This window comes from Enterobacter cloacae complex sp. P12RS (assembly GCF_014895875.1).
Lineage (GTDB): Bacteria > Pseudomonadota > Gammaproteobacteria > Enterobacterales > Enterobacteriaceae > Enterobacter > Enterobacter bugandensis.
The window spans coordinates 70,891-85,826 of sequence record NZ_JADBQO010000001.1; the positions used below are offsets into that span (position 1 = coordinate 70,891).

Below are 14,936 nucleotides of genomic sequence, written 5' to 3' on the forward strand. Positions count from 1 at the left end.
GATAAATAATCAATTCTGTATGGATTCATACTTATCAATTCCACCGAAATCATTGATGGCTTGCCAGGTGATTTTGTTATACCCCAGGGTGTTATGATTTTTTACGTTCATAGTCTGGCTTGAGAATGGCTCAATATAATGCGTTTCAATATCGTAACTTTTAGCACCAGCAATAAGCGTTGCCCCCGCCAGTGATACATAATAAGGTGAATCATTCTTCGCACTTAAAACGATATTTTGACCTTGCCGGGTTTCAGTCCATTTAAGATTTTTAGCCGCATCTGTCGGTTCTCCTTTCAAACCTGTAGGCCGGAAAAAGAGTTTTATGCGGGTACGGAATGCCAGCTGAAGCATGCTTTGCGTATCGCTTTCCTTTGCCTTTGGCGGAACTTCCAGAACGTTAAACCAGAACAGGGATTCTTTATCTTTTGGCAATGACTGACCAAGCCAGGTGATTCTGACCGTTTGCCCTTTTTGCGGTTCTACACGCGATACAGGAGGCGTGACAATAAAGGGAAGTTTCAGCTCTTGAGGATTAGTGGTATCTCTTCCGTCATCGAGCCAGGTTTGTACCAGTAAAGGTCTGGTGCCACGGTTATCCATAGACACCGTTACGTCTTTTGCCGATTCTGGATAAATGACACGGGTGCCGGAAATCACAATATCTGCACTGGCGTTAAGAGCAAAAACGCTCACCGAGGCCAGCAGCAGGGCTTTTAATCCGCTCTTAATATTCAGTAAGTACATGTCTACTCTCAAATAATACGAAAAAATGTGCCCGGCTGGGCACATTAACAGGACGAATAAAATTATTCGTAGCTCATGGTGAAGTAAGCGTTGGCGCTGACTTTACCTGACTGTACAGGGCTAGTATCTTTCACCCAGTTGGAGCCAGGGACATAAGCAACACGGTAGAACAGTTTACCGGAGCCGGCTTTCAGGTCTGTTTTCTGCGTATTATTGTCAGGCTGGCCTACCATAATACGAGATGAAATGGTTGGGGCATTGTTAAACAGGGCAAGTGCAACGTTGGTTGCAGAGCCTTGTACGTTAGCATCGGGTTCAATAGTACCGTTCGCAATAGCGCCCATATTTTTTGACATGAAGCTTGCAGAGGCATTCTTTAATGTCTCAGGGCAATTGGTGAGCAGCAGTTCAAAGTTTTTGGAACCGACGCCAGTATCAATAGTTGTGGATTCAACTTCAGATTTTTTAACGACGGGTAAGGTAATAGTAATATTGCTTTGTGATTCACCATTGGAGGTGGAAATATTACATGTTGTGTCTGTTACCGCACCATCAAAGGTGATTAAACCAAGATCCGTATCTGCGATTGCTGAAAAAGAACCTACTGCAAACAAAGCTACAGCTGAAGCTAATAACGTTTTTTTTAACATAATTGAAATTCCATTTAAAAAACATTGTAATGATTTAATACAAGCAAAATGATGATAGGGATCTCTGTATACGTTGGGTATTTAGAATTACTAAAAGTTATAATTAGAAAAAATTAAAGATTGATAAGTCATTGAAAAAGATCTTGAAAATGATCTCAAAAAAACACTGGGGATTATTTTTTATTGCGTTGATGTGGTATTGGCAGGCTTGGATTATTAATGGCATTGATCATTTCCCATTCGCATATAACTGAGGGGAATGTTTATTGAAGAAAGAAGACGCGAAAAGAGAGGTCAAAATAAGTGAAATGAGTAAAGAGATGCTATTTACATAATTCAGAATGATGTGTTTTTTCCTGTTAAGGAGCGGATCCAGAGGGTTCCGCTCCTTGTTGGAATCAGGCAACCTGAACCGGAATCGCCTTTGCGGTGCGCTTCATTTCATTGTCGCCTTCGAAGTAGGCCACTTTAGGCTGCCAGCGGCGGGCTTCTTCGTCAGACATCATCACGAAGCTGGCGATGATCACAATGTCGCCCACGTCCGCACAGTGCGCCGCAGCGCCGTTAACGGAGATGATTTTAGAACCGCGCTCGGCGGCAATCGCATAAGTAGAGAAGCGTTTACCGTTGTTCACGTTCCAGATATCAATCGCTTCGTTTTCAAGGATACCCGCCGCGTCGAGAAAATCCTGGTCAATGGCGCAGGAGCCTTCATAGTGCAGGTCGGCCTGCGTGACTTTCACACGGTGAAGCTTACCTTGCAGCATTTTGCGAATCATTACGTTTACCTTTAATTATCAAGGGTGAAGAACTACGCCAGCTCAACCACTTTATTGTCAATCAGGCGTGCCTGGCCGAGCCATGCCGCCACCAGGATGACTGCGCGCTTGCTGTTCTGGGTTAATTCCAGCAGCGTATCAGCATCACGAATTTGTACGTCGTCAGCACGAAGGCCCTTATCGTTAAGCGCCTGCTCGGCAAGGGCAATAATCTCTTCTGCTGTTAACTCTTTTGCCAGCATCTGCTCTGCCATGGTGTTCATAACCTTGCTCAGGCCCGGCGCGATTTTACGCTGTTCGGCGGTCAGGTAACCATTCCGCGAGCTGAGTGCCAGACCGTCTTTCGCACGCACAATCGGTACGCCGACGATCTCAATATCGTAACCCATGTCAGCAACCATCTTGCGGATCAGCGCCAGCTGCTGGAAATCTTTCTCACCGAAGCAGGCAACGTCCGGCTGCACCAGGTTAAATAGCTTGCTGACGATGGTGGAGACGCCGCGGAAGTGGCCCGGACGGCTTGCTCCTTCCAGCATGGTGGAAATGCCCGGGACGTCAACGTAGGTCGCCTCTTCGGTACCCTGCGGGTAAACGTCCGCCGGTGCAGGTGAGAAGACGATATCCGCGTGGCGTTTTTTGAGCTTCTCGCAATCTTCCTGCAGGGTGCGCGGATAGCGTGCCAGATCGTCGGCGCGGTCAAACTGCATGGGGTTCACGAAGATACTGACCACCACGATATCTGCTCGCGCACGGGCTTCGTCGACGAGCTTCATGTGGCCGTCATGCAGATTGCCCATGGTCGGGACCAGTGCGATACGTTTACCTTCCTGACGCGCGCGGCGGATATGCTGGCGAAGCAGCGGCAGGGTTTCAATGATTAGCACAACGAGACTCCTTAATGGAAACTGTGTTCTTCACCCGGGTAAACACCGGATTCAACGTCGGCAATATACTGCCTGACCGCAGCGCGCATGTCGCCCGCTTCAGTGAGGAAATTTTTGGCAAATTTCGGGATATGCCCGCCAGTAATACCAAAGGCGTCGTGCATCACCAGAATCTGACCGTCGGTCACGTTGCCTGCACCAATACCAATCACCGGAATGGAGAGTGCGTCGGTGATGCGTTTCGCCAGCTCAACCGGCACGCACTCCAGCACCAGCAGCTGGGCGCCTGCGGCTTCCAGCGCCAGGGCATCCTCAAACAGCGTCTGCGCTGCGTCGCCGCGGCCCTGCACCTTATACCCGCCAAAGATGTTGACGGACTGCGGGGTCAGGCCCAAATGACCACACACCGGCACGGCGCGTTCGGTGAGCATTTTCACCGTCTCCACCAGCCAGGCGCCGCCTTCAATTTTGACCATGTTAGCACCAGCGCGCATCACTGCCGCCGCGTTTTCAAATGCCTGCTCTGGCGTGGCATAGGCCATAAACGGCAGGTCGGAAAGCAGAAGGCAGCCTGGCGCACCGCGGCGTACCGCACGGGTGTGATATGCAATATCTTCGACCGTGACCGGCAGGGTGGAATCATGTCCTTGTACCGTCATCCCTAACGAATCTCCGACCAGCATGACGTTGATCCCCTCTTCGGCAAACAGTTTGGCGAAGCTGTAGTCATACGCGGTGATGGTGGCGAAGCGTTTTTTTTCCTGTTTGCATTTCTGCAGTAAGGAGATGGTGGTTGGTTTCATACTGTTTCCTGATAGCCCAAAAGCGAATCTTTGCGCATTCTAACAGTAACATTCGAGGGAACAATGATTTTAGGCAACCGATTAACCACAATTATTCTGGGGTCAACCGGTGAGGGAAGAGGATCACCAGCGAGCGGGTCTTTCCGCGTTCAGGTTGTCCAGAACGGCCTTGAGCGGGATGCCTTCCGGGAAGGTGAGATCGGGCGCCACTTCAAAGAGCGGCCAGAGCATAAAGCCACGATTTTTCATGTCGTAATGCGGTACGGTGAGGCGTTCAGTGTTAATCACCTCATGGCCGAACAGCATAATATCGAGATCAAGCGTGCGCGGCCCCCAGCGTTCGGCTTTGCGTACGCGCCCCTGCTGCAGTTCGATGCGCTGAGTGTTGTCCAGCAGCGTTTCGGCATCGAGGGATGTTTCCAGCACCACGGCGGCGTTCAAATAATCAGGCTGATCCTGCGGGCCTAGCGGCGGCGTGCGGTAAAAGGAGGAGACCGCCACGATACGGCTTTGCGGGATCTCACCCAGCGCCTGTACGGCAGCATTCACCTGCTCCAGCGGAGAGGCTAAATTGCTGCCGATGGCGATATACGCGAGGGTCATGCTGTCCCTTCACGACGCGGTGCGCGTTTGCGCGGACGACGATGACGGCGACGCGGGGCAGGTTCTTCATCCAGCCCGGTCAGCATATCTTTCTGCTCCGGCGGGGCGGAAACCTGGAATTCGGCCCACCACTGCGCCAGGCGCTGTAGCTCCTGATTGCGTTCAGTTTCCGCACGCAGCGACAGCAGGTCGAAGGCGGCGCGGAACTTTGGATGCTCCATCAGCTTCCAGGCACGTTTGCCCTGACGGCGGGACATGCGCAGCTGAAGCTGCCAGATGTCGCGCACCAGCGTGGTAATACGTTTTGGGATAGCCAGCGTGCGGCACCCTTCGTCCAATACATCGTTCGCGGCCAGCGCGAAGGCATCGTAATAGGCGAGGCCGCTCTCCTGGGTGATTCTTTGAGCCGTTTCCAGCAGCGGGTACCAGAACATTGCCGCAAACAGGAATGCCGGGTTCACGCGCATATCGTTATGGATGCGGGTGTCGGTATTTTTCAGTACCTGCGCAATCATCCGCTCCATTGGGCTGTCACCGTTTTCGGTGAAGTAACGGGTAATGGTCGGGAACAGCGGCTGGAACAGGTTGTATTCGCGCAGAAGTTTGTAGGTTTCGAACCCGTAGCCGGCCTGCAGCAGCTTCAGCGCCTCTTCAAACAGGCGGGCAGGCGGCACGTCGTTAATCAGCGTCGCCAGACGCGGGATCGGCTCTGCGGTTTCCGGACTGATGCGCATGTTCAGCTTGGCGGCAAAACGCACGGCGCGCAGCATGCGCACCGGATCTTCACGATAGCGCGTTTCCGGCGTGCCGATCAGGCGGATCAGACCCTCTTTCAGGTCCTGCATGCCGCCGACGTAATCACGCACGGTGAAATCCGCCACGCTGTAATAAAGGCTATTGATGGTGAAGTCGCGACGCTGGGCATCTTCTTCGATAGAGCCGAAGATATTGTCGCGCAGCAGCATACCGTTCTGGCCGCGCTGTGACGTGGTGCGGTCGGATGCACCCGCTTCGTGGTGGCCGCGGAAGGTCGCCACTTCGATGATTTCCGGCCCAAACATCACGTGAGCCAGACGGAAACGGCGGCCAACGAGACGGCAGTTGCGGAATAATTTACGCACCTGCTCGGGCGTGGCGCTGGTCGTCACGTCGAAATCTTTCGGTTTTTTGCCCAGCAGTAAATCACGCACCCCACCGCCAACGAGATAGGCCTCGTAGCCCGCTTTATTCAGACGATAGAGTACCTTGAGGGCATTTTCACTGATATCTTTGCGGGAAATATTGTGCTGCTCACGCGGAATAACCGACATGTGTGGTTGTGCAATAGCGTCGTTCGCCATGCTCTCTTCGCGGCTTAGCACTTTACGGCAAAAATTAGCGACTCGGGTAAAAATGGTACACCTCGTAGTGTGTTTTGTTATGAAAAAAGCGGCTAATCATAGCTCAGCGCAACGCATTTGAGAATGCTGGATTTTTGGCACTGCCGCGAGCGTCCAGTTGGCAATGGCTATTTTCAGCAATTCGTCAATGCGCAGATCCTGCCATTCGTTGGTTACATTCTGGTTGAGAAATCGCAGCGCGTCGATCAAAACAGGACGCGGATCGCCGTCTGGCAGGGCCGGGGCGTGGTTTTGCTTGGAGAGCTTAACGCCCTGCGCATTGACCGCCAGCGGCAGATGAATGTAATCCGGCGCCGTCCAGCCAAACTGATGATAAAGCGAGATTTGCCGTACGGTCGGTTCGACCAGGTCCGCCCCGCGCACAATTTCCGTCACGCCCTGGAAATGATCGTCGACGACCACCGCCAGGTTATACGCAAACAGACCATCACGACGGTGAATAATAAAATCTTCACATGCCAGACGTTCATCCGCCCTAATCTCACCGGAGAGCCGATCGTGGAAGCGGGTGACGGGCGCGCGCTGTAGCAAGCGTACGGCGGCATTTTCCGCGGGAAGATTCAGCGTGCGGCAGTGGCCGTCATACACACCTCCCACGCTCTGGATACGCGCGCGGGTGCAGGTGCAGTTATAGGAGAGCCCCTGAGCGCTGAGCCAGGCCAGACGTTCCCGATAAGCCTCATGACGTTGTGACTGCCACAGAACGTCGCCGTCCCAGTGAAGACCGTAATGTTCCAGCTGACGCAGAATGGTGTCTGCAGCACCGGGAACTTCACGCGGAGGGTCAATATCTTCGATGCGGACGAGCCATTTACCCTGACTGGCGCGAGCCTGCAGGTAGCTGCCAAGCGCGGCAATTAATGAGCCGAAGTGTAATTCACCGGAAGGAGATGGCGCAAAGCGCCCGATATAGTGTGATTCAGACATATCAACAGTAACAAGGCGGGAGAGACTCCCGCCTTTGAAGTGTATAAACAGCGCTGGCGTTAGCCGGCCATCTGTTTTTCGCGGATTTCGGCCAGCGTTTTACAGTCGATGCACAGATCGGCGGTTGGACGCGCTTCCAGGCGACGAATACCGATTTCAACACCGCAGGATTCGCAGTAGCCAAAATCTTCGTCTTCGACTTTTTTCAGCGTTTTCTCGATCTTTTTGATCAGCTTGCGTTCGCGGTCACGGTTACGCAGTTCGAGGCTGAACTCTTCTTCCTGAGCGGCACGGTCTACCGGATCCGGGAAGTTAGCAGCTTCATCCTGCATATGCGAAACGGTGCGATCCACTTCATCCCTGAGTTGATTACGCCATGCTTCAAGAATACGCTTGAAGTGCGACAGCTGGGCTTCGTTCATATACTCTTCGCCCGGCTTCTCTTGATACGGCTCCACCCCAGCGATGGCGAGAATACTCAGGGACGATGTTTTACGGTTTTGCCCTTCTTGCATGTTGCTTCTCCTTAACACGCACTATCGATCCCCGTGTTGGGGGAAAAATCAGGTCGCTATAAATAGCAGATGCTTTTCCGTATGGCAATTATCTAAACGTAACACTTGACAAGCCTGTGAGGAAAAGCGTATTTGCGCACGCGGCCAGAACACTTATTCATCAATCGTCTAATCCCTTATAAGACAATGGGAAGAGACGATCTCAGAGTCATATTATCGGCAGAAAGTTCCGCTTTATAAGCTAAAACCTCTACCCCCTGCTTTTGTGCCTCATTCAACAGTTGTGCGTATTTAGGATCGATATGGCGGGCAGGGGAAAACCGTTCAATCGCTGTATGCAACACCGCAAACAGTAATACGGCGCGTTTGCCCGCCGCCGCAACACTCATTAGCTCTCGCAGATGCTTCTGCCCGCGTAGCGTTACCGCATCCGGAAAGAAGCCGTTTTCCTGTTCCGCTAACGTCACTGATTTTACTTCAATATAGCACTCAGGACGGCCTTCCGCCTGTAACATGAAGTCAATTCTGCTGCCTTCATCGCCGTATTTCACTTCTGTTTTATGCGTACCGTAACCCACCAGTTCGGGAATGGCGCCATTCGTCAGCGCTTCCTTAACCAGCTGATTTGCACGCAGAGTATTAACACAAATAAACGCCCCGTTTTGCGTTTCGGTTATTTCCCAGGTATGGGGATATTTGCGTTTAGTATTTTCTGAAGTGGAATACCAGACCGTGTCACCCGGTGCGGCGCAACCGGTCATGGCGCCGGTGTTGGGGCAGTGCAGGGTGAGCTCTTCGCCTTCCGGCGTCACCACGTCGGCGAGGAAGCGTTTGTAGCGTTGGATCAGCGTGGCGGACTGGAGTGCAGGACTAAACTTCATCGGAATTCCTTGTGGTGTCGCCCAACGTCCAGCGCTGTAGCGGCCTGTAGCGGGTGCGTCCCCGTGCAAAGACGGATTCATAAAGCGCGAATTCATTAACCGGAAAAGCCCAGTGAAAACCCGGCGGCGGAATGGCAACGGCCTGACCGGCATCGCGCAGCAGCGTGACGTGCGGATGAAACGGCTGCGGGCTCTGGTAACAGCCGCTGCGCGCTGCCTGCGCGCGCAACATATTGGCGAGCTGTAACAACCCGCGCGGCGGCTGGCGCGTACCCAGCCAGACCACGCGCGAACGCAGCCACTGACCCGCATCGTCAAGGTGCAGCGTAAACGCCGGCTGGGCAATACGCCCGGCCATGGCGGCTAATGCCCGCTGTTTTTCGGCGCTCACGTCACCCAAAAAGGCCAGTGTCAGGTGCAGGTTTGCCGCCGCAACGGGCCGGCCCGCTTCCGGTGGAAAATGTTCCGCGCGCCAGCGAACGATTTGCCGCTGTAGGGTGGTGGGCAATTCAATGGCAAAAAACAGCCGTTTCGAATCAGACATACGGGGGACTCGGTAATGATATGCGCCGATGCTACAATGTACGCCGACTAATGTTAACCCTCTGGAGCAGTTAGTGTCCTCATTGCCGGTCGCCGTCGTTCTTCCTGAGCTTCTCGCTGCCTTACAACATGCCCCGCAGGTTTTGCTTAACGCGCCTACGGGGGCGGGTAAATCTACCTGGCTGCCGCTGCAGATCCTTAAAGAGGGGAAGATTGCCGGGAAAATTATCCTGCTGGAGCCGCGCAGGCTGGCCGCGCGCAACGTTGCGCAGCGCCTGGCGGAACTGCTGCATGAAAAACCGGGCGAAACGGTAGGCTACCGGATGCGCGCCGAAACCTGCGTCGGCCCGTCCACGCGGCTTGAGGTGGTCACCGAGGGCATTCTTACCCGCATGCTGCAAAACGACCCGGAGTTGAACGGCGTCGGGCTGGTGATCCTGGATGAATTCCACGAGCGCAGCCTGCAGGCCGATCTGGCCCTCGCGCTGTTGCTCGACGTTCAGCAGGGGCTGCGCGACGATCTGCGGCTGCTGATTATGTCGGCGACGCTGGATAACGAGCGGCTACGACAGGTATTACCCGATGCGCCGGTCATCAGCTCAGAAGGACGGGCATTTCCTGTTGAGCGTCGCTATCAGCCGCTTCCTGCCCATCAGCGCTTTGACGAAGCGGTAGCTATTGCCACTGCAGACCTGCTTCGCCAGGCGCCCGGCTCGCTGCTGCTGTTTTTGCCCGGCGTGGGGGAGATTCAGCGCGTGCAGGAGCGGCTGGCCTCCAGGGTGGGCAGTGACGTACTGCTTTGCCCGCTCTATGGCGCCCTGTCGTTGACCGAGCAGCGTAAAGCCATCCTTCCCGCCCCGGCGGGGCAGCGTAAAGTCGTGCTGGCAACCAACATTGCCGAAACCAGTTTGACCATCGAAGGCATTCGCCTGGTGGTGGATAGCGCGCAGGAGAGGGTGGCGAGCTTTGATCCGCGAACCGGGCTGACTAAACTGCTGACACAACGCATCAGTCAGGCGTCAATGGTGCAGCGCGCGGGCCGTGCGGGGCGTCTAGAGCCGGGTATTTGCCTGCATTTGACCAGCGCGGAGCAGGCTGAACGCGCGGCACAGCAAAGCACGCCGGAGATTTTACAAAGCGATCTCTCCGGGCTGGTGATGGATCTCCTGCTTTGGGGCTGCCCGGATCCTGAACAGCTCACCTGGCTTAATCCACCGCCTGTCGTGAATCTCGCCGCCGCGCGCAGCCTGCTCACCCAGCTTGGCGCGCTGGAAGGTGAACGTCTGACGGCGCGCGGTCAGAAAATGGCGGCGCTGGGCAACGATCCGCGTCTGGCGGCGATGCTGGTGGCTGCTCAGGGCGAAGATGAAATTGCCACAGCGGCGAAACTGGCGGCTATTCTTGAGGAGCCGCCGCGCGGAGGCAGCAGCGAGCTGGGGCAGGCGTTTTCGCGCAATCAGGGAAACTGGCAGCAGCGGGCGCAGCAGTTGTGCAAACGCCTGAACTGCTGGGGCGGTTCACCTGACGGCGATAAGATTGCCTCCCTTCTGGCGCTGGCCTTCCCGGACAGGATTGCGCGCCGCCGCGGGCTGGATGGACGCTACCAACTGGCAAACGGCATGGGGGCGATGCTGGACAGCGATGATGCCCTGACGCGACATGAATGGCTGATCGCGCCGCTCCTGCTTCAGGGCAGCCAGTCTCCTGATGCCCGTATTTTACAGGCGATTGCCGTGGACATAGATGCCCTGACGCGTACCTGCCCGCAGCTGCTCCAGCAATCGGACATCGTGGAATGGGATGACGCTCAGGGGACGCTAAAGGCGTTTCGGCGTAGTCAGATTGGCAAACTGATCCTCGGGACGAAACCGCTGGCGAAGCCGTCGGAAGAAGAGTTACACCAGGCAATGCTGAACGGTATTCGTGAAAAGGGCCTTAACGTCCTGAACTGGACGCCGGAAGCTGAACAATATCGCATTCGTCTGCACTGCGCCGCGAAGTGGCTACCGGAATACGGCTGGCCCGCGGTGGATGATGAGACGCTGCTCGCGACGCTTGAGCAGTGGCTGCTGCCGCAAATGAGCGGCGTGCACTCTCTGCGCGCCCTTAAGGCGCTTGATGTTAAGACCGCGTTACAGAATTTACTGGACTGGTCATTACGTCAACGTCTGGATAGTGAGCTTCCTGGGCATTACACTGTGCCCACCGGGAGCCGGCTTGCCATTCGTTATCATGAGGATAATCCTCCGGCGCTGGCGGTTCGGATGCAGGAGATGTTTGGTGAGGCAACCACGCCGTCTATTGCGGAAGGGCGGGTGCCGTTGGTGCTTGAGTTGCTCTCGCCTGCGCATCGTCCGTTGCAGATCACCCGCGATCTGGGAGCGTTCTGGGCGGGAAGCTACCGTGAAGTGCAGAAAGAGATGAAAGGGCGCTACCCCAAACACGTATGGCCGGACGATCCGGCGAATACGGCGCCGACGCGGCGGACGAAGAAATATTCGTAGTGGGGAAAGTGCGGTCTGATGCCCTCACCCCAGCCCTCTCCCACGGAGAGAGGGAGAAAACCAATTTTGAGAGATTTCTTCTTTCACAGGCCTGTGGAAGAAAAGAAAATCTGGCCTTTGCGCCTGAAAGTTGCGGAGAAAAAGCATGGCGGGGAATGACCGCGAGCCAATAGGACGTAAGGGAAAACCCGCGCGTCCGGCGAAAGAAAAGGTAAGCCGTCGTCGCCTCAGAGATGAGGAGTATGACGATGACTATGAAGACGATTATGAGGATGAAGAACCCATGCCGCGTAAAGGAAAAGGCAAAGGGCGTAAGCCTCGTGGGAAGCGCGGCTGGTTCTGGCTGCTGCTGAAGCTGTTCATTGTTTTTGTTGTGCTGATCGCGATTTACGGCGTTTATCTGGATCAGAAGATCCGCAGCCGTATCGACGGGAAAGTCTGGCAATTGCCGGCGGCAGTGTATGGTCGCATGGTGAACCTTGAGCCGGACATGTCCATCAGCAAGAACGAGATGGTGAAACTGCTGCAAGCTACGCAGTATCGTCAGGTCACGAAAATGACCCGCCCGGGCGAATTTACCGTCCAGGCGAAAAGCATTGAGATGATCCGCCGCCCGTTCGACTTCCCGGACAGCAAAGAGGGGCAGGTGCGCGCGCGTCTGACTTTTGACGGCGATCGGCTGGAAACCATTGAGAACATGGACAATAACCGCCAGTTCGGTTTCTTCCGTCTTGATCCGCGTCTGATCACCATGCTCTCGTCCGCCAATGGCGAACAGCGCCTGTTCGTGGCGCGTAACGGCTTCCCGGATCTGCTGGTGGATACCCTGCTGGCAACCGAAGACCGCCATTTCTACGAGCACGACGGTATCAGTCTCTACTCCATCGGCCGTGCGGTGCTGGCGAACCTGACTGCGGGTCGTACCGTGCAGGGGGCGAGTACGCTTACCCAGCAGCTGGTGAAGAACCTGTTCCTCTCCAGCGAGCGTTCTTACTGGCGTAAAGCCAACGAAGCGTACATGGCCGTGCTGATGGATGCGCGCTACAGCAAGGATCGTATCCTTGAGCTGTACATGAACGAGGTGTACCTCGGCCAGAGCGGCGATAACGAGATCCGCGGCTTCCCGCTGGCGAGCCTGTACTACTTTGGCCGTCCGGTGGAAGAGCTCAGCCTTGACCAGCAGGCGCTGCTGGTGGGCATGGTGAAAGGGGCGTCCATTTATAACCCGTGGCGCAACCCGAAACTGGCGCTGGAGCGTCGTAACCTGGTACTGCGTCTGCTGCAACAGCAGCAGGTGATTGACCAGGAATTATACGACATGCTTAGCGCACGTCCGCTGGGCGTGCAGCCGCGCGGTGGGGTGATCTCTCCGCAGCCTGCTTTCATGCAGATGGTGCGCCAGGAGCTGCAAAGCAAGCTTGGTGATAAGGTCAAAGATCTCTCCGGCGTGAAGATCTTCACAACTTTTGACTCGGTAGCCCAGGACGCGGCAGAAAAAGCGGCGGTGGAAGGCATTCCGGCGCTGAAGAAACAGCGCAAGCTCTCCGATCTGGAAACCGCGATGGTGGTGGTTGACCGTAACACCGGCGAAGTGCGCGCGATGGTGGGCGGCGCAGAGCCGCAGTATGCGGGCTACAACCGCGCGATGCAGGCGCGTCGTTCGATTGGCTCTCTGGCTAAACCGGCGACCTATCTCACCGCGCTGAGCCAGCCGAATTTGTATCGCCTGAACACCTGGATCGCCGATGCGCCAATCTCCCTGCGTCAGCCTAACGGCCAGGTCTGGTCACCGCAGAACGATGATAAACAGTTCAGCGGCCAGGTGATGCTGGTGGATGCGTTAACCCGCTCCATGAACGTACCTACGGTTAACCTCGGTATGGCGCTGGGCCTGCCGGCTATTGTCGATACCTGGCAGAAGCTGGGCGTACCGAAAGATCAGCTGCACCCTGTTCCGGCGATGATTCTGGGGGCGCTTAACCTGACGCCGATCGAAGTGGCGCAGGCGTTCCAGACCATTGCCAGCGGGGGGAACCGCGCACCGCTCTCTGCCCTGCGTTCGGTGATTGCCGAAGATGGCTCCGTGCTGTATCAGAGCTTCCCGCAGGCTGAACGTGCCGTTCCTGCGCAGGCGGCCTACATGACGCTGTGGACGATGCAGCAGGTTGTGCAGCGCGGTACCGGTCGTCAGCTGGGGGCGAAGTATCCTGGTCTGCATCTGGCGGGTAAAACCGGGACCACCAACAACAACGTCGATACCTGGTTTGCCGGTATTGATGGCCGTGAAGTGGTGATCACCTGGGTAGGTCGTGACAACAACCAGCCGACCAAACTTTACGGGGCGAGCGGGGCGATGTCGATTTACCAGCGCTACCTGGCGAACCAGTCACCTGTGCCGCTGAACCTGGTCGCGCCGGAAGATATCGTCGATATGGGCGTGGATGGTTCCGGGAACTTTATCTGCGGCGGCGGGATGCGTACCCTGCCGGTCTGGACGACCAACCCGGACTCACTGTGCCAGCAGAGCCAGCCTGAACAGCCAACGGGCAACCCGTTCGATCAATCTTCTCAGCCGCAGCAGCCGCAGCAACAACCGGCCCAGCAGCAGAACGAGAAGAAAGACAGTGATGGCGTGGCCGGCTGGATCAAGGATATGTTTGGTGGGAATTAATTAATTCCCTGAATAAAAAGCCGCTTTAATATAAAGCGGCTTTTTTGTTTTTTACATTCTGCAATTTTTAAAAATATTAAATATCTAATTTAGAATTTTTAAGTTCTCATTTTTTTCATCTAAAACATGCATTTGAAATCTGCTACCTGTTGCGTAACTTTATCCTCTCTGGACACAATGAAGAATAATCTGATGTAATCGCCATAAGAAATTCACTGGCTCAAAGGATATTCCTATTTAGTCAGTCATGTGTAACATGCTGGATAACATTTCGACTCAAAATATTTGTAGTGCGAATGGATGCCACAATTGTCAAATATAAGGATATTTTTCATGAACAAAAAAGTTGTCGCTACATTTTTAGCCGGAAGCGTTATGGCCGCGCTGTCTCTGCCTGTATTTGCATCAAACGATTCCGGTACGGTGAACTTCGCCGGAAAAATTGTTGCCGATACCTGTGAAATTAACGTTGATGGCACAGGGACTAACGCTTCCACCGTCACTTTCGCAGATACCTATCCTTCGGATTTTGGTGCTGACGGTACGGTTGGCACCTCAAAAGCCTTTAAGATTGAAGTGAAAAAATGTGACCCGCTGGTCGCTAAACTGAACCTCAAGTTTAGCGGCACGACAACAGACGCCGCTAACAAGCGCTTGAAGAACGATCTGACTGGCGCAGGCAATGCGACCAACGTTGGCATCATCGTCAGCAATGAGAACGGCGCTAAAGGCGATGTTGTTTTCGACGGTTCAGTACCGGATACGGGTACCGATGTGAATAACGACGCGACCGGGGCAACGGCTTCTGTCTTTAACTACACCGCGAAAGTGATTCAGGTGGGGGATACCGCGCCAACCGCGGGCCATTACTCCTCCTCTGCAACATTCGAGGTTGTCTATCGCTAAGCAATGACGGGCAGCCTGAACGGCTGCCTTTTTGGAACATTGTATGAAGACTTTATTTAAATTGTTATGTGGTTGTTTAATTATTTCCTGCTGTTCAGTACAGGCAAGTGTTGTTCTCGGTGG

Annotated in this window: 14 protein-coding genes; 3 read left to right on the plus strand and 11 right to left on the minus strand. The window is 54.7% G+C overall.

The features are described 5' to 3' along the window. Positions 1 to 9: 9 nt before the first annotated feature. The 11 genes from IM284_RS00310 to thpR all read right to left on the minus strand — a co-directional run bounded on the left by IM284_RS00310 (position 10) and on the right by thpR (position 8,733). Positions 10 to 747 (minus strand): fimbrial chaperone, encoded by a 738-nt coding sequence (locus tag IM284_RS00310; protein WP_047367347.1) that lies wholly within the window; start codon positions 745 to 747, stop codon positions 10 to 12. 62 nt (positions 748 to 809) lie between these two features. Next, a complete protein-coding gene (locus IM284_RS00315) occupies positions 810 to 1,397 on the minus strand; it encodes a fimbrial protein (protein WP_047367348.1) in 588 nt (195 codons plus the stop codon). Positions 1,398 to 1,795: 398 nt separating this feature from the next. Further along, a complete protein-coding gene (gene panD, locus IM284_RS00320) occupies positions 1,796 to 2,176 on the minus strand; it encodes an aspartate 1-decarboxylase (RefSeq protein ID WP_003856284.1) in 381 nt (126 codons plus the stop codon). 32 nt (positions 2,177 to 2,208) lie between these two features. Continuing rightward, entirely contained in the window at positions 2,209 to 3,060 is an 852-nt protein-coding gene (panC, locus tag IM284_RS00325) for a pantoate--beta-alanine ligase (protein ID WP_008501942.1), read from the minus strand. 11 nt (positions 3,061 to 3,071) lie between these two features. Continuing rightward, a complete protein-coding gene (gene panB / locus IM284_RS00330) occupies positions 3,072 to 3,863 on the minus strand; it encodes a 3-methyl-2-oxobutanoate hydroxymethyltransferase (RefSeq protein ID WP_045259479.1) in 792 nt (263 codons plus the stop codon). Positions 3,864 to 3,986: 123 nt separating this feature from the next. After that, a complete protein-coding gene (gene folK / locus IM284_RS00335) occupies positions 3,987 to 4,466 on the minus strand; it encodes a 2-amino-4-hydroxy-6-hydroxymethyldihydropteridine diphosphokinase (protein ID WP_047367349.1) in 480 nt (159 codons plus the stop codon). Continuing rightward, positions 4,463 to 5,860, minus strand: coding sequence for a polynucleotide adenylyltransferase PcnB (gene pcnB, locus IM284_RS00340; RefSeq protein ID WP_072252701.1), 1,398 nt, complete (start codon positions 5,858 to 5,860; stop codon positions 4,463 to 4,465). The genes folK and pcnB overlap by 4 nt, the downstream gene beginning before the upstream one ends. Positions 5,861 to 5,902: 42 nt before the next feature. Further along, complete coding sequence (gene gluQRS / locus IM284_RS00345) at positions 5,903 to 6,793, minus strand: tRNA glutamyl-Q(34) synthetase GluQRS (RefSeq protein WP_069733536.1); 891 nt, start codon at positions 6,791 to 6,793, stop codon at positions 5,903 to 5,905. Positions 6,794 to 6,852: 59 nt separating this feature from the next. Next, positions 6,853 to 7,308 (minus strand): RNA polymerase-binding protein DksA, encoded by a 456-nt coding sequence (gene dksA, locus IM284_RS00350; protein ID WP_013095632.1) that lies wholly within the window; start codon positions 7,306 to 7,308, stop codon positions 6,853 to 6,855. Between the two features lie 176 nt (positions 7,309 to 7,484). Then, a complete protein-coding gene (gene sfsA / locus IM284_RS00355; RefSeq protein WP_041911210.1) occupies positions 7,485 to 8,189 on the minus strand; it encodes a DNA/RNA nuclease SfsA in 705 nt (234 codons plus the stop codon). After that, a complete protein-coding gene (gene thpR / locus IM284_RS00360; RefSeq protein ID WP_047367352.1) occupies positions 8,179 to 8,733 on the minus strand; it encodes an RNA 2',3'-cyclic phosphodiesterase in 555 nt (184 codons plus the stop codon). Before thpR ends, sfsA begins: the two co-directional genes overlap by 11 nt. A 73-nt stretch (positions 8,734 to 8,806) precedes the next feature. Between thpR and hrpB the strand changes: the two genes are divergently transcribed. From hrpB to IM284_RS00375, 3 genes are all read left to right on the plus strand, one after another. Continuing rightward, positions 8,807 to 11,236, plus strand: coding sequence for an ATP-dependent helicase HrpB (hrpB, locus tag IM284_RS00365; protein WP_047367353.1), 2,430 nt, complete (start codon positions 8,807 to 8,809; stop codon positions 11,234 to 11,236). 145 nt (positions 11,237 to 11,381) lie between these two features. Next, complete coding sequence (gene mrcB, locus IM284_RS00370; RefSeq protein WP_045631651.1) at positions 11,382 to 13,907, plus strand: bifunctional glycosyl transferase/transpeptidase; 2,526 nt, start codon at positions 11,382 to 11,384, stop codon at positions 13,905 to 13,907. A 333-nt stretch (positions 13,908 to 14,240) separates the two neighbouring features. Beyond that, positions 14,241 to 14,813 (plus strand): fimbrial protein, encoded by a 573-nt coding sequence (locus tag IM284_RS00375; protein WP_047367355.1) that lies wholly within the window; start codon positions 14,241 to 14,243, stop codon positions 14,811 to 14,813. Positions 14,814 to 14,936 lie beyond the last annotated feature (123 nt).

Bases quoted from the DNA above. Each gene is read 5' to 3' on its own strand.
- IM284_RS00315 (WP_047367348.1), bottom strand. From the start codon at position 1,397: ATGTTAAAAAAAACGTTATTAGCTTCAGCTGTAGCTTTGTTTGCAGTA.
- thpR (WP_047367352.1), bottom strand. From the start codon at position 8,733: ATGTCTGATTCGAAACGGCTGTTTTTTGCCATTGAATTGCCCACCACC.
- folK (WP_047367349.1), bottom strand. From the start codon at position 4,466: ATGACCCTCGCGTATATCGCCATCGGCAGCAATTTAGCCTCTCCGCTG.
- panB (WP_045259479.1), bottom strand. From the start codon at position 3,863: ATGAAACCAACCACCATCTCCTTACTGCAGAAATGCAAACAGGAAAAA.
- sfsA (WP_041911210.1), bottom strand. From the start codon at position 8,189: ATGAAGTTTAGTCCTGCACTCCAGTCCGCCACGCTGATCCAACGCTAC.
- IM284_RS00375 (WP_047367355.1), top strand. From the start codon at position 14,241: ATGAACAAAAAAGTTGTCGCTACATTTTTAGCCGGAAGCGTTATGGCC.
- dksA (WP_013095632.1), bottom strand. From the start codon at position 7,308: ATGCAAGAAGGGCAAAACCGTAAAACATCGTCCCTGAGTATTCTCGCC.
- panD (WP_003856284.1), bottom strand. From the start codon at position 2,176: ATGATTCGCAAAATGCTGCAAGGTAAGCTTCACCGTGTGAAAGTCACG.
- IM284_RS00310 (WP_047367347.1), bottom strand. From the start codon at position 747: ATGTACTTACTGAATATTAAGAGCGGATTAAAAGCCCTGCTGCTGGCC.
- mrcB (WP_045631651.1), top strand. From the start codon at position 11,382: ATGGCGGGGAATGACCGCGAGCCAATAGGACGTAAGGGAAAACCCGCG.
- gluQRS (WP_069733536.1), bottom strand. From the start codon at position 6,793: ATGTCTGAATCACACTATATCGGGCGCTTTGCGCCATCTCCTTCCGGT.